This is a genomic window from Protofrankia sp. CiP1_Cm_nod4 (assembly GCF_982290645.1).
Genome location: NZ_CEVIVC010000013.1, coordinates 47,146 through 60,471, shown reverse-complemented (window position 1 = coordinate 60,471; position 13,326 = coordinate 47,146). Strand labels below are relative to the sequence as shown.

Annotated in this window: 10 protein-coding genes and 1 pseudogene; 10 read left to right on the top strand and 1 reads right to left on the bottom strand. The window is 70.1% G+C overall.

The window, feature by feature from the left end:
* Positions 1-168 precede the first annotated feature (168 nt).
* The 4 genes from AC5LSR_RS04885 (at position 169) to AC5LSR_RS04870 (ending at position 5,010) form a co-directional block, all read left to right on the top strand.
* Positions 169-858, top strand: coding sequence for a response regulator transcription factor (locus tag AC5LSR_RS04885; protein WP_250282897.1), 690 nt, complete (start codon positions 169-171; stop codon positions 856-858).
* A 9-nt stretch (positions 859-867) separates the two neighbouring features.
* Positions 868-2,331: an ATP-binding protein gene (locus AC5LSR_RS04880; protein WP_250282864.1), complete on the top strand. Its 1,464-nt coding sequence runs from the start codon at positions 868-870 to the stop codon at positions 2,329-2,331.
* A 2-nt stretch (positions 2,332-2,333) separates the two neighbouring features.
* Positions 2,334-3,218: a COG4705 family protein gene (locus tag AC5LSR_RS04875; RefSeq protein ID WP_250282866.1), complete on the top strand. Its 885-nt coding sequence runs from the start codon at positions 2,334-2,336 to the stop codon at positions 3,216-3,218.
* 334 nt (positions 3,219-3,552) lie between these two features.
* A complete protein-coding gene (locus AC5LSR_RS04870) occupies positions 3,553-5,010 on the top strand; it encodes a N,N-dimethylformamidase beta subunit family domain-containing protein (protein WP_250282868.1) in 1,458 nt (485 codons plus the stop codon).
* A 311-nt stretch (positions 5,011-5,321) separates the two neighbouring features.
* Here AC5LSR_RS04870 and AC5LSR_RS04865 read toward each other — a convergent pair.
* Positions 5,322-5,504, bottom strand: a pseudogene (locus tag AC5LSR_RS04865) (LysR family transcriptional regulator); the annotation flags it as partial.
* Positions 5,505-5,625: 121 nt separating this feature from the next.
* Between AC5LSR_RS04865 and AC5LSR_RS04860 the strand changes: the two are divergent.
* The 6 genes from AC5LSR_RS04860 (at position 5,626) to AC5LSR_RS04835 (ending at position 13,237) form a co-directional block, all read left to right on the top strand.
* Positions 5,626-5,991 (top strand): YybH family protein, encoded by a 366-nt coding sequence (locus AC5LSR_RS04860; RefSeq protein ID WP_250282869.1) that lies wholly within the window; start codon positions 5,626-5,628, stop codon positions 5,989-5,991.
* A gap of 306 nt (positions 5,992-6,297) precedes the next feature.
* A complete protein-coding gene (locus AC5LSR_RS04855; RefSeq protein ID WP_250282871.1) occupies positions 6,298-7,185 on the top strand; it encodes an alpha/beta fold hydrolase in 888 nt (295 codons plus the stop codon).
* Positions 7,186-7,616: 431 nt separating this feature from the next.
* Positions 7,617-7,958, top strand: a complete 342-nt coding sequence (locus AC5LSR_RS04850) for a carboxymuconolactone decarboxylase family protein (RefSeq protein ID WP_250282872.1) — start codon at positions 7,617-7,619, stop codon at positions 7,956-7,958.
* Positions 7,959-9,477: 1,519 nt separating this feature from the next.
* Positions 9,478-10,614: a sugar ABC transporter substrate-binding protein gene (locus AC5LSR_RS04845; protein ID WP_250290588.1), complete on the top strand. Its 1,137-nt coding sequence runs from the start codon at positions 9,478-9,480 to the stop codon at positions 10,612-10,614.
* The gene (locus tag AC5LSR_RS04840) at positions 10,611-12,194 is read left to right on the top strand and encodes a sugar ABC transporter ATP-binding protein (RefSeq protein WP_250282877.1); all 1,584 of its coding nucleotides are present in this window, start codon (positions 10,611-10,613) and stop codon (positions 12,192-12,194) included. The genes AC5LSR_RS04845 and AC5LSR_RS04840 overlap by 4 nt, the downstream gene beginning before the upstream one ends.
* Positions 12,191-13,237, top strand: a complete 1,047-nt coding sequence (locus tag AC5LSR_RS04835; protein ID WP_250282879.1) for an ABC transporter permease — start codon at positions 12,191-12,193, stop codon at positions 13,235-13,237. The genes AC5LSR_RS04840 and AC5LSR_RS04835 overlap by 4 nt, the downstream gene beginning before the upstream one ends.
* The last annotated feature ends 89 nt before the right edge of the window (positions 13,238-13,326 follow it).

The following is a 13,326-nucleotide window of genomic DNA, read 5'->3' as shown; positions in this document are numbered from 1 at the left end:
ACGCGGGAATGGGCCGCGGGAGTGAGCGCCGCGGGAGTGGGCATCGCCAGCTTGGCGATGCTCGGAGAGGGAAGCCGCTGGTCACCGGCCTCGGAGTTCGGTCCCGTGTTGGGCCGGCGACGTTCGGCTCACATCGTCTCCACATGGTGGGGCGCCTATCGTGCGGTCATGCGGGTGCTGGTGGTGGAGGACGAGACGCGGACCGCCGCGCTGCTGCGCCGGGGCCTCGTGGAGGAGGGGTTCGCCGTCGACGTCGTCTCGGACGGTGTCGACGCGGTGTGGCAGGCCTGCGAGGTGGCCTACGACGTGATCGTCCTGGATCTGATGCTGCCGGGGATCGACGGGTTCGAGGTGTGCCGGCGCCTGCGGGCGGCCGGCCGCTGGGCGCCGGTGCTGATGCTGACCGCCCGCGGCGAGGTCGCCGACCGGATTCGCGGCCTGAACATCGGCGCGGACGACTACCTGCCGAAACCGTTCAGTTTCGGGGAGCTGTTCGCCCGGTTGCGGGCGCTGATGCGGCGCGGGGCGGTGGCACGGCCGGCCGTCCTGGAGGTCGGCGGTCTGCGGCTGGATCCGGCCACGCGGACGGCGAGCCGGGACGAGGCGCCGCTGGATCTCTCACCGAAGGAGTTCGCGCTGCTGGAGTACCTGATGCGTCACCCGGGCGATGTCCTGACCCGGACCACGATCATGGAGCACGTGTGGGACTTCGCCTCTGACGCCACCTCCAACGTGGTCGACCAGTACGTCGCCTACCTGCGTCGCAAGATCGACAAGCCGTTCGGGGTGTCCCAGGTGGAGACGGTGCGCGGGGTCGGCTACCGGCTGCGGGCCGGCACCGGCCAACGGCCGGGCTGAGGCGTCGACATGCCCCTGCGGGTCCGGCTCGCGGCCGTGTTCGCGCTCGGGACGGTGTTCGTGCTCGCTGGCGTGGGGGTGCTGTTCTACCTACAGCTCCGCTCCAGTCTCCGGACCTCCCTGGACGCCGGGCTGGCCGCCCGCTCGGAAGGGCTGCGGGCGCGGCTGACCGGAGCCGACGTGCCGCTGGACGCGACGCTGGCCTCCGCCGGCCCGCTCGGCCAGCTGATCGGTGCCGATGGCCGGGTGCTCGCGGCGTCCCCACCGGCCGGGACACGGCCGCTGGTCGGCGGGGACGTCCTCGCGTCGGCCCGGTCCGGGCCGGTGCTGGTCACCGTGCGTGTCGGCGAGGAGAGTACACGGGTACGCGCCGAACCACTGACGCTCACCCCTGGCCGGCGGGTGGTGCTCCTGGTCGGCTCCCCGACGAGGATCATCGATGCCGCCGAGGACCGGGTCCGCAACGTGATGGTCCTCGCGAGCGTGCCGATGGTCGCGGTGTCCGCGCTCGCCGCGCGGCTCCTGTCCGGGGCGGCGTTGCGGCCGGTGGAACGGATGCGCCGCCAGGCCGCCGCGATGGGGGTCGCCGACACGGGCGGACGCCTCGAGGTCCCGCCGACCCGGGACGAGATCGCCGCGCTCGCCGACACCATGAACGACCTGCTGGACCGGCTGCACGCCGCACGCGCCCGGGACCGCGCCTTCGTCGCCGACGCGGGCCACGAGTTACGCACCCCCCTGACGATCCTGAAAGCCGAGCTGGAGCTCGCGTTACGGCCCGGACGGAGCATGGGCGAGCTCACCGAGGCGGTGTCCGGCGCGGCGGGCGAGACCGATCGCCTCATCCGGCTGGCCGAGGCGCTGCTCGCTCTCGCCCGCTTCGACACCGATCCCGGCCAGCTCGTCCACCGGGAGCGGGTCTGCGTGGCGGACCTGCTCCGCCACGCCGTCCGCGCGGCCACACCCGCGGCGCGCATGAAGGGAGCACGTCTGCGGCTCACGGTCGAAAGGCCGTTGCTGGCGGACGTGGACCCCGACCGGGTGCGCCAGGCCGTCGACAACCTGCTCGGTAACGCCGTCCGGCACGCGCCTCCCGAGACCGAGATCGAGGTCAGCGCCACGCTGTCACCAGAGGAGACCGTCACCGGGACCGGTCCGGCCGCTGTCCTGCTCCGGGTCCGTGACCACGGCCCGGGGTTTCCACCTGTCTTCCTGCCCCGCGCCTTCGACCGGTTCAGCCGTGCCGACGCCGCCCGGACGCGCGGCGAGGGCGGCGCTGGTCTCGGGCTCGCCATCGTCGCCGCGATCGCGGCGGCCCACGGCGGACGGGCCACCGCGGCCAACCACCCGGACGGCGGCGCGCTCGTCACCCTCGTCCTTGCCATCGATCGGCCCCTGGCCGGCTGGGACGAAACCTCGAGCGACGGACGTCCGACGCCCCCGTGTTCCGAGCTGTCAGACAGACAGGGATAACAATGGCAAAACCGGAAATCTTCACCGAAGTCGATGTCGCCGGTGGCGGCCGGCAGGTGATGAAGAAGCTACCGGAGATCACCCTGGCCTTCTGGGTCATGAAGATTGCCGCGACGACCCTCGGGGAGACCGCGGGTGACCTGTTCGCGCAGACCCTCGGGCTCGGGTACTTCCTGACGACGACAGTACTTTTTCTGATCTTCGTAATCACCCTTGTCGTGCAGCTCAGGTCCAGGCGTTACAATCCGTTCTTCTACTGGACGGTCATTCTTTCCACCAGTACGGCCGGCACCACGATGTCCGACTTCATGAACCGTGACGCCAGCACGAAGTACCTGGCCAAAGGGGCCAGTTCGCTGGGTTGGGGGCCGCAGGGCCTGGGGCTGGGATACCCCGTCGGCGCGGCGATCCTGGTCTCGTTGCTGGTCGCCATCTTCATAGTGTGGAAGATCACCGGACTGACGTTTTCAATTCGCGACATCGACACCTTCCGGGGAGAGGTCCTGTTCTGGTCGGCCATCCTTGTCTCGAACACTCTCGGGACCTCCATGGGAGACTTCCTGTCCGACAGTTCAGGGCTCGGTTATGCCGACAGCGTCCTGCTCATCGTCGGGCTGCTCGGTCTGCTGCTCGCCCTCAGACCTGCGTCCGCGGTATCGAACGTGACGCTGTTCTGGCTTGCCTTCGTGCTTACCCGCCCCCTCGGCGCCACCGCCGGTGACTTCCTCACCAAGCCGCTCGCCAAGGGCGGCCTCGACCTCGGGACTCCCGGGTCGTCGGCAGTCCTGCTCGCGGTCCTGTTCGGCCTCATGGCCCACGCCCACGTCCAGGAACGACGCAACGTCGTCGGATCCAGCTCCAGCACCGTCGTGGCGAATGTCCCCTGACGGCTGGACCCGCCATCACGGGTGGCCGACGACGGGTCCTGGACAGGACGGCCTCCGGCAGGGCGGCCCTCGGCCCGCTGGGCAGGTTCCGGGCGACAGCCACGAAAGCCGGCGTGACACTGGCGAGGTGACGTTGACACGGAGGGCCGGCACACCAGCTCGTCCGGTTTCCTGCCGTGGGCCGGCGGGGTGGCCGAGGCGACCGGCATCCATCCCGGTCGCGCTGACGGCAGCGCTCGTTTACGTCGTCTTTCTCGGCGGGTGCGGCAGTGGCGCACCCGCCGCGGGCGGCCGGCGGGCGCCGGGCCGTGCCGCGAGTACCGCCGCCGGCCCAGTGGGTGGACCGCTGTCGGCGGCGGGCCCGGCCGCTGGCGGGCTCGACGTCCACGCCGAGAACGCCAGGCCCGGCAGCGACTGCGGTCTTGCCCGGCTCGGCTACAACCACGCGGTGGAGGGCTGGCTCGACCGCGCCAGCGTCCGGCCCGGGGACGGCGTCCGCCTGTTCGCCTCCACGACCGCCGCCTCGTTCAGGGCCTCGGTGTTCCGGATCGGCTGGTACGGCGGCCGGACCTGCCGTCTGGTGGCCGAGGCCGGGCCTTTCCCCGGCCGGGTGCAGGCTGCCGCCTCCCGTGACCCGAAGACCAACACGGTCACCACCTCCTGGCAGCCGACCACCACGTTCGACACGGGCGGCTGGCCGCCCGGCGCCTATCTGATCCGGCTGGACGACGCCGACGGGTTCCAGACGTATGTTCCGTTGACGGTCCGCAGCCCGACGACCGCCGGGCGGCTGGTGATGCTGAGCGCGGTCACCACCTGGCAGGCGTACAACGCCTGGGGCGGCTACAGCCTCTATCACGGCCCGAAGGGCTTTGACGACCGGGCCCGGGTCGTCTCGTTCGACCGGCCGTACGACTACGGTGACGGCGCGGCGGACTTCACCGGCAACGAGGCCCCCGTCATCATTCTCGCGGAAAAGCTCGGCCTGCCCGTCGCGTATGCCACCGACATCGACCTGCATGCCGATCCGCGGCTGTTGGACGGCGCGCACGCGGTCATCTCCATGGGGCACGACGAGTACTACTCGCCCGCGATGCGGGACGCGTTGACACGGGCCCGCGACCGCGGGGTGAACCTCGCCTTTCTGGGGGCGAACGCGGTGTATCGCCGTATCCGGCTCGGGCCGACCGCTACCGGGCCCGACCGGCTGGAGACCGCCTACAAGGTCGCCACCGAGGATCCGCTCTACGGTGTGAACGACCCCGCCGTGACCGCGAACTGGCCCGCCCCACCGGCGGCCGCTCCGGAGAGCGCGCTCACCGGCGGTATGTACCAGTGCAATCCGGTGCACGCAGACCTGGTCGTCCAGAATCCCGCGCACTGGTTGTTCGCCGGCACGGGGGTGACCGCCGGTACCCGGATACCGGGAATGGTCGGGTCCGAGTACGACCGGGTCGACTTTTCATATCCGACACCATCGCGGATCGAGGTGCTCGCTCATTCCCCGGTCGTCTGCCACGGCCGGCCCGACCACGCCGACATCAGCTACTACACGGCCGACTCGGGCGCGGGGGTGTTCGACTCGGGGACCAGCGCGTGGGTGTGCGCGGTGACCGACGTGTGCGGCCCCGGGGCGACCGGCCCGGCGGTGCGGGACTTCGCGACCACCGTCACAACCACGTTGTTGACGACGTTCGCGCAGGGCCCGGCCGGGCGGTTGCACCCGGGCGGACGTTCCGTGCCGGCTGACGACGCCGGCTCGCCCGGCCCGCACACGGGCAACGAGCGTTAGGCCCGGCCCGCACACGGGCAACGAGCGTCAGGGGCCTGTCTGACGGGTGTTGGTCGATACGGGCGGTGATACCGGCGTCGGCGGGGAGCGCGCCGAACTGTCCGGCCGGTCAGGGTGGTGTCAGGAGGTATCCGACGAGGGCGCGTTTGATCTCGTTGGAGGCCTCGGGCCGGGCGGACGCCGGGGCTTCGGCCAGGCGGCCACCGACACTGGCCGGCTGGACATCGTGGTCAACAACGCCGGCCTGGCGGCGGGCTTCGGAACTGGCTTCATGATCTTCCAGAAACGGTCGGCTCGCCGACGGGCTGGGCTCCGGCGGTGGTCACCGTGCACCGCCGGCCGGACCTGTCGAGGAGAACGGCTCCGAGCTCGTGTTCGAGCTGTCGGATCTGGGCGCTGACTCCGGATTGGCTGATGTACACCCGCTCGGCCGCCCGGGTGAAGTTCGCCTCCTCGGCGACCGCGACGAAGTACTCCAGCTGCCCGAGTTGCATATCCGGAGATGCCAGCTCCGAGCAGTAACAGATGTTGGACTGCTGGCGCTGGTTCGTGTTCACTGAAAGTGAGCACTTCCGATCTCGCATTGATCCGCACTCGCATCGAAGGGAACCGCTTATGTCCGCCAAAGAGAAGGCGCAGAAGCCGGAAGACCTTACGCGTCTTTTTGTGGAGCGCGCCAACGAAGGGGACGCCGCGGGCATTGCGGCTCTCTACGAGGAGAATGCGGTCATGGCCTACCCGCCCGGCAGCCGGACGGTCGGCCGAGCCGCCATCCAGGACCTGTGGGAGAAGATCCTGGTCAACGTGCCCCGCTTCGAGCTGGAGCCGCCGCTGCCGACCCTCATAACTGGCGACATCGCGCTCACATCCACCCTGGCCAGGGACGGCGCGGGCGCCCGCGCCCAGGTGGCCCGCAGGCAGCCCGACGGCAGCTGGCTCCGTCTGCTCGACCAGCCCGAGTTCGTCACACCGGCTCCATAGCGCGGAAGAACATGTTCGTTGCGGGCGGCTCACCGTCGGAGCCGGGCTCGGCCCGCCGTCGCGTCACCGCGAGTTGTGTCGCGGGGTTTCTGTCAGGCCGGCCCGTATCCGCTGGGCCGGCGCCCGGGCGGCCGGCTTGACCGTTCCCGCTTCCCCCGCGGGCCGCGCTGGGCCTGGAAGAGCCCACCGGCCGACAAACGGGGCGTTGGGAAACTGGTTGTCGTTACCGCGGCGAGATGAGTTACTGGTGCTGGTTTCCGACCGGGTGAGGTACGTGTCGGTGAAACATGCGGTGACGGAAGGACGATGGTGAGCGACGATCGTGACGAGTTCGCCTTCCTCGCCGAGGACGCGGCGGAGGTAGGCGCCCCGGCCGGCCTGCCAGCGGTACGCCGGGTTGGCGCCACGACCGCGGCCGGTGCGGTCAGCGCGCTGCTCTGGGGTGACGCTCCGGACCTCACGCTGCTGCACGGCGGCGGCCTGAACGCCCACACCTGGGATGCGACGCTCCTGGCGCTCGGCCGGCCGGCCCTCGCGGTGGACCTGCCGGGCCATGGCGACTCGGCATGGCGCGACGACTTCGACTATGCCCCGCGTCCGAACGCGCGGGCCGTGGCCGCCGTCCTCGACGCCGTCGCGCCGGGGGCACGGCAGACCGTTGTCGGCCAGTCGCTGGGAGGCGTCACCGCGATCGCCCTGGCCGAGTCGCGTCCGGATCTGGTCGAACGCCTGGTCATCGTGGATGTCAGTCCTGGTCTGCGCGCCGAGGACGCCACCCAGGTGAGGGACTTCCTCGCCGGGCCGCAGGTGTTCGGCTCCCGCGAGGAGATCGTGGAGAAGGCCCTCGCCGCCGGGATCGGGTTCTCGCGGCGGGCGCTCGCCAGAGGCGTCGTGCTCAACACCCGGGTGCGTGACGACGGCACGGTCGTGTTCAAGCACCACCTCGCCAGCCCTCCTCCCGACGCGCGGCTGAACGTCGACTTCCGCGACCTGTGGCCGGCGCTGGAGGCCACAGCCGTCCCGGTGCTCCTGGTCCACGGCACGCACGGGTTCCTCACACCGGAGACGGTCGGCGAGTTCCGCTCCCGCGTCCCACGGGCCGAGATCGTCGAGATCGAGGCGGGCCACAACATCCAGGAGCATCAGCCGGCCGCGCTCGCCGCCGCGCTCTCCGGCTTCCTGGCCGAGTCATGAGCGCCGGCCTCCGCCAGGCCACGGAGTGGATCAGGCTCGTCCCGGCGGGCCGTCGCGCCCGCGCTGCCCGAGCCGACGCTGACCAGACCAGACCAGACCAGACCAGCCCAGCCCAGACCAGCCCTGGCGGAGTGACAGGCGAGATCTGACGCGGGGCACGGGCCGCTGCCGGCGGCAGGTGGTGCACCTGATGCGGCCCGACACGGACCTGCCGGCCCGCCCGGCCGCATGCCCTCGGTGTTCCGCTGCCCTGGCAGGGATGATTCCGTAGCCGGGCCGTCCCGAGCCGGGAATGTATGTCGTTTCCGTGTCATCCGGTAAAAATGATGATTTTGCCGGTTCGGGTCGCCGTGTTTTACGGGTCGCTCGCGGGGTAGGGACGTCTGGGTATTGATGTCATTGAGGCGCTAATAATCCAGAGGGAGCGACAAATGGCGACGCAGGCCCCTGAGCGGACCCTCGGCGCGATCGCGAAAGGCGATTCCCCGGTGCTTGAAGAGCTCGTTCAGATGCATCTGGACACTTTGGAGAGGTCCGGTCTCGACGAACGTACCTACCACCTTGTCCGGCTGGCCGCGCTCATCGCCATGGACTCGGCGCCCGTCTCCTATCTGATGAACCTCGCCGTTGCCCGGGACGCCGGGCTGACCGCCGCCGACGCCCAGGGTGTGTGCACCGCCATCGCGCCGATCGTCGGGAGCGCCAGGGTCGTGTCGGCGGCTGGCAGCGTGCTGCGCGCGTTGGGATTCGAGGAGGCTCTTCCGGCGAACTGAGGGGACTGAGGGCTGTCCCGTCAGTCGGCTACGGCCCCCGATGCCGGCGGCGGATCTCCCTGATGGCTAGCGGTCCCGAACGACGCAACATGCGAACGACGCAACATGTAGGTGGCTTTCGTCGCCACAGCAGCGGTTTCCACCTACGGCCGACGGGTATCGACCGCGGCCGTAGGTGGTTTCCGTCGTTATGGCAGCGGTTTTTTCCCTGCGGTGGGGCGGTCTGCGCGTTCAGTCAGGCCCCTGGCGCGGGGGGTGGCTGGTGAGGCGGGAGGCCGCCCCGCCCGGAGTCCGTCGCGGCCGCTCCGGGGCAGCGTGGCCGAGCCTCCGCCGGGCGGGTGAGCGGGGCGCCCGCCTGTCCGGGACGGTCCCGGGTTCGGGACGGTCCCGGGGTGGCGGCCGTGCCGGTCGTGGGTTGTGGGGGCGGCCGTCGGTGTCAGGAAGCCGTCGGCGTGGAGAGTAACCGGCACTGGAGAGCAGTCCGCGCTGAGGGGCGGCTGGTTTCGGAGAGTAGTCGGGGCTGGCGAGCTGTTGGTATCAAAAAGTAGCGAGAGAATCGGGTTTCGTCGTCGATGGCCTGGTGGGGCGAGTCGTCAGATGGCTTTGAGTAATTTTATGGGTGCGCTGTGTCGAGTATTCCCTCGGCGTGCGCCCGGCTGGTCGATGATCGTTGATCGCCCGTAAATACCCCTTGCATTGTGTATGCATTATGCCTAGTCTTCCGGACGTAACGAAGGTCACACATCGGGTCTGACCTGTACATCGGCTGCCAGCCGGCACCAGAACGTGGAGAAGCGGTTGTCACCCGATCGTGTTGTCGGACTCGCCACGGCCAGGTCGGCGCATGCCGACGGCCGTGGTCCTGGCGTCATCGATGGCTCGCCCATCGCGCCGCGGTGCCCCTGGGGGGAGGAGGTGCCTGATGTGCTGGATGGCCGATGCGCAAGCAGTGCCCGTCCACACGCTGCTGGACTCGACGGATCCCGACCCGGTCCCGGTCTGGTCGGATGCGTGGCGTCGCCCTTGCCGTGCTGTCCGTCCCCGGCTTTGAGCCGGTACGTGACAGGACGCGGTCACGGTGGGGCACGATCACGCCCGGCGACGGGACGGCCGTGGTCGCGAGGCCCGGGCCGGCGGCCGCGGACCGTCCGCCACAGCGAACCGCATGCGTGACCGGCGTTCTCACCGCGGCCGTCCGCGGGTGACCACCCGCTTCCGGCGGGCAGGACGCGAAATCCCGAACATCGACTGATCACCGGCCGTACGTCCAGCCGTGCGTCCGGGCAGCCCGGTTATTCACCGACAGCTCGCTACAGAGCCGTGGCGATCTGTATGTCATAGCGATCCGTGCCGTTATCGAACCGTGCCGTAGTGAGATACCGGCACTCATCCGAAGACGACGCCGGGGGCCTGTCGCCGGCGTCGTCGACCACCAGAAAGGTGAGCCGCAGAAATGCCGACGACTCATAGCGTGAGTATTGGAGAACCCACCGGCAGATCCCGCTGGTCCGCCGGCCGTATGCGTTTACGTGTCCTGCTGGTCGCCTGCGTCGCGCTGGCCACGGCTGCCACCGCCTGCGGCAGCTCGTCCTCGGACGAGAACCCCGCACCGTCCGGCGGCTCCTCGCCGGTGGCCGCGGGCGGCGAGGTCGAGAGGGCCAACGCCTTCATCAAGCCCTACCTCACGCCGCCGACGAAGATCTCCATCACCGCGCCGCTGAACTCCACGCCGGAGCCGGGCAAGACCCTGGTGTACCTGCAGTGCGAGCAGCCGCAGTGCCAGGTGGTGGGTACCGGCGTGCAGGCCGCCGCGGAGGCCGCGGGCTGGCAGTTCAGGAGCATCCCCTTCCAGTCGACGAACCCGTCCACGCTGACCGCCGGCCTCACGCAGGCGTTGCGCTACAACCCCGTCGCCGTGTCCATCGTTGCCGCGCCGTACGCCCTCTGGTCGGGAAGCGTCCCGCAGTACCAGCAGGCCGGTGTCCCGATCATTCCGGTGTTCGTCGGGCCGGCGGAAATCAGCTCGACGGTCATTGCCAATGTCGCGAACTCTGACTACGCGGCTCTGCAGGGCCAGCTCCTGTCGGCCTGGCTCATCGCGGATTCGGGCGCCAAGGGGAAGGTGCTGTCGGTGAGCATCCCCGACTATCCGTACCTCGGGGCGGTGTCGACCGGTTTCGAGGCGGCCATCGCCAAGGACTGCCCCGGATGTGAAGTGACCAAGATCAAGGTTGGTATTCCGGACGTGGGCAACGGTGCGATCAACAGCACCATCGTCTCGGCGCTGCGCAAGGATCCTGCCATCAAGTACGTCGTCGTCTCGAACTCGGCGTTCGTGCAGCCGCTGCCCGCCGCGCTGAGCGCCGCCGGCCTGAGCGGCAAGGTCAAGATCGCGGGCTGCTGTGGCTCCAGGGCACAGGAGGAAGGACTGAAGACCGGGCAGTTCGCGGCGGTCACCGGTACCGGCGGCCGCTACGCCGGCTGGCTCGTCGTCGACGCGGCGATCCGTCACGCCCAGGGCCTGTCGATCCCCGAGAACGAAGGACTCTCCTCGGTCGGGCTGCTGACAAAGGACAGCCTGGTCGAGCCGAGCGACAGCTATGACCAGCCGACGGACTACGCGGACCAGTTCAAGGCCCTGTGGAAGCTTCGGTGAGTGCTCGGCCTGAGTCCGTCGCGGATCGCGAGCCGTCTGCGCTCGCGGTCCGCGGCGTCTCCAAGACGTTCTTCGGCAATCCGGCCCTGTCCGGCGTCGACATCGACGTGGCCGCCGGCGAGGTCCACGCGCTGCTGGGCGAGAACGGTTCGGGCAAGTCCACGATCATCAAGATCCTGGCGGGGTACCACCGGCCCGATCCGGGCGGTGAGGTCCTCGTTGCCGGCCGTGCCCTGGAGCCGGGCTCACCGGACTCCGCGTACGCCCTCGGCTGCCGGTTCGTCCACCAGGACCTGGGCCTGATCGACTCCCGTTCGATCGCCGACAACCTCGCGCTGGTCGCCGGGTTCCCGCTGAAGTGGGGCACCGTCCGGGACGGGGAGCTGCGGCGTACAGCGCGCCGGGACCTCGCCCGCGTCGGGCTGGATCTCGACCCGGATCTTCTGGTCGGGACGCTCTCGCCCGCCGAGCGCACGGGTGTCGCGGTGGCCCGCGCGCTCCGGGAGGACGCGTCCGCGCCGCCGGTGTCGCTGCTGGTGCTCGACGAGCCCACCGCCACTCTGCCCGACGCGGAGGTGCAGCATCTGCTGGCGATGGTGCGCACGGTGGCGAACCGCGGAGTCGGGGTTCTCTACGTGACGCACCGGCTGGAAGAGGTCTTCCAGGTGGCCACGACGATCACCGTGCTCCGCGACGGCCACCGGGTGGCCCGGGTCCCGGTCGCCTCGGTGAGCCGGGCGGAGCTGATCTCCCTGCTCGTCGGCACGGAGTTCGAGGACGTCCACCGGGTGTCGGCCGAACTGCCGGTGGAGCACGACGAGCCGCTGCTGGTCGCCGACGCGGTCTCGGCCGGCCCGATCGACCGGATCTCGCTGGAGATACGGGCGGGTGACGTCGTCGGGGTCGCCGGGATCACCGGCTCCGGACGGGAGAGCCTGCTGTCGGTCCTGTTCGGGGCCCATCCCAGACAGGCCGGCACGGTCCGCGTCGGGCAGACGGCCCTGCCGCCGTCACGGCCTGATCTGGCGATGAGGGCCGGCGTCGCGTTCCTCCCCCCGGACCGCAAGACACAGGGCGGCTTCCTCGACCTGGGCGTGCGGGAGAACATGACGATCAGTGACCTCGCGCCGTTCTGGCGTCGCCTGCGGCTGTCGCGGCGCCAGGAGAAGAGCGAGGTGACGGGCTGGATCGAGCGTCTGAGCGTCAGGCCGGCGGCGGCCGAGGCGCCGTTGTCCTCCCTCAGCGGCGGCAACCAGCAGAAGGTCCTGTTCGCGAAGTGGCTACGCCGTACGCCGAAGGTGTTCCTGCTGGACGAGCCGACGCAGGGCGTGGACATCGGCGCCAAGGCCGACCTGCACCTGGAGATCCTGGAGGCCGCGAGAGCCGGCGCCGGCGTCGTCGTCAGCTCGTCGGACACCGACGAGCTCGCGGCGTTGTGCCACCGGGTGCTGGTCCTGCGCGAAGGGCGGATCGCGGCCTCCCTGGCCGGCAGCGCCGTCACGGCGGCGGCAATTTCACACGCGTGCCTCGGCGCAGACCTCGGGGCGGGCCTCGGAGCGAACGATGGGGGGATTTCATGAGCGCGACAGACAGGCGCAGGTTCAGCTTCGGTCTGCAGAACTACAGCGGGCTCTACCTGTGGGCGACGTTCATCATCGTGTTCGGGATCTGGAAACCGGACCTCTTCCTGACCAGTGCCACGTTGCACTCGGTGGCCGCCGCTCAGGCGGTGTCGGCGATGCTGGCCCTCGGCCTGCTCATCCCGCTCACCGCCGGCGTGTACGACCTGTCGATCGGCGCGGTGACCAACCTGTCGACGGTGCTCGTGGTCGACCTGCAGACCGTGCACCACGTGGGCATGGGCCCGGCGATTCTCGTGGCGGTCGTCACGTCGGCCGCGATCGGGACGCTGTCCGGGTTCATCGTCGTCAAACTGAAGGTCAACTCCTTCGTCACCACGCTCGGCATGGCGACCGTCGTCGCCGCCGTTCAGACGATCATTTCGGGAGGAACCCAGCCGTTCCCGCCGGTCAGTTCGGCGTGGACCGGTTTCACCCAGCACACCGTGCTCGGTTTCCAGATCATCGTCCTCTACATGCTCGTGCTCGCGTTCATCGTCTGGTGGCTGCTCGACCACACGCCGGTGGGCCGCTACCTGTACGCCATCGGGGGCAGTTCGGAAGCCGCGCGGCTGACCGGGATCAGCGTGGGCCGCTGGACGTGGCTGTCGCTGATAGCGTCCTCCACCATCGCCGGGGCCGCCGGGATCTTCTATGCGTCCCTGTCCGGGCCGTCCCTGACCTTCGGCCAGGCGCTGCTGCTGCCGGCGTTCGCCGCGGTCTTCCTCGGCTCGACGCAGCTGCGGCCCGGCCGGTTCAACGTCTGGGGCACGCTGCTGGCCGTCTACGTGCTCGCCACCGGCGTGCAGGGCCTGCAGTTCGTCACCGGGGTCCAGTGGCTCAACGACATGTTCAACGGTGTCGCTCTGCTCGCCGCGGTGTCCTTCGCCGTCTGGCGGCAGGGGACGAAGGGCCGGCGCCGTGAGCGGGCGGCAGCCGCCGACGACACACCGGCCGAACAGCCCGCCGAGGCTGCGGACGTCAGACAGCCGGTCAGGTCCTGACGCTCAGGCGCCGCAACGGCCAGGCGGTCGTGGGGGCGGCCAGATGCCATGGCCGCCTGGTGCCGGGGCCGCCTGGTGCCGGGACCGCC

Excerpts from the sequence above, each read along its gene's own strand:
- AC5LSR_RS04855 (WP_250282871.1), top strand. The coding sequence starts at position 6,298 with ATGGTGAGCGACGATCGTGACGAGTTCGCCTTCCTCGCCGAGGACGCG.
- AC5LSR_RS04880 (WP_250282864.1), top strand. The coding sequence starts at position 868 with ATGCCCCTGCGGGTCCGGCTCGCGGCCGTGTTCGCGCTCGGGACGGTG.
- AC5LSR_RS04845 (WP_250290588.1), top strand. The coding sequence starts at position 9,478 with ATGCGTTTACGTGTCCTGCTGGTCGCCTGCGTCGCGCTGGCCACGGCT.
- AC5LSR_RS04850 (WP_250282872.1), top strand. The coding sequence starts at position 7,617 with ATGGCGACGCAGGCCCCTGAGCGGACCCTCGGCGCGATCGCGAAAGGC.
- AC5LSR_RS04835 (WP_250282879.1), top strand. The coding sequence starts at position 12,191 with ATGAGCGCGACAGACAGGCGCAGGTTCAGCTTCGGTCTGCAGAACTAC.
- AC5LSR_RS04875 (WP_250282866.1), top strand. The coding sequence starts at position 2,334 with ATGGCAAAACCGGAAATCTTCACCGAAGTCGATGTCGCCGGTGGCGGC.
- AC5LSR_RS04860 (WP_250282869.1), top strand. The coding sequence starts at position 5,626 with ATGTCCGCCAAAGAGAAGGCGCAGAAGCCGGAAGACCTTACGCGTCTT.
- AC5LSR_RS04885 (WP_250282897.1), top strand. The coding sequence starts at position 169 with ATGCGGGTGCTGGTGGTGGAGGACGAGACGCGGACCGCCGCGCTGCTG.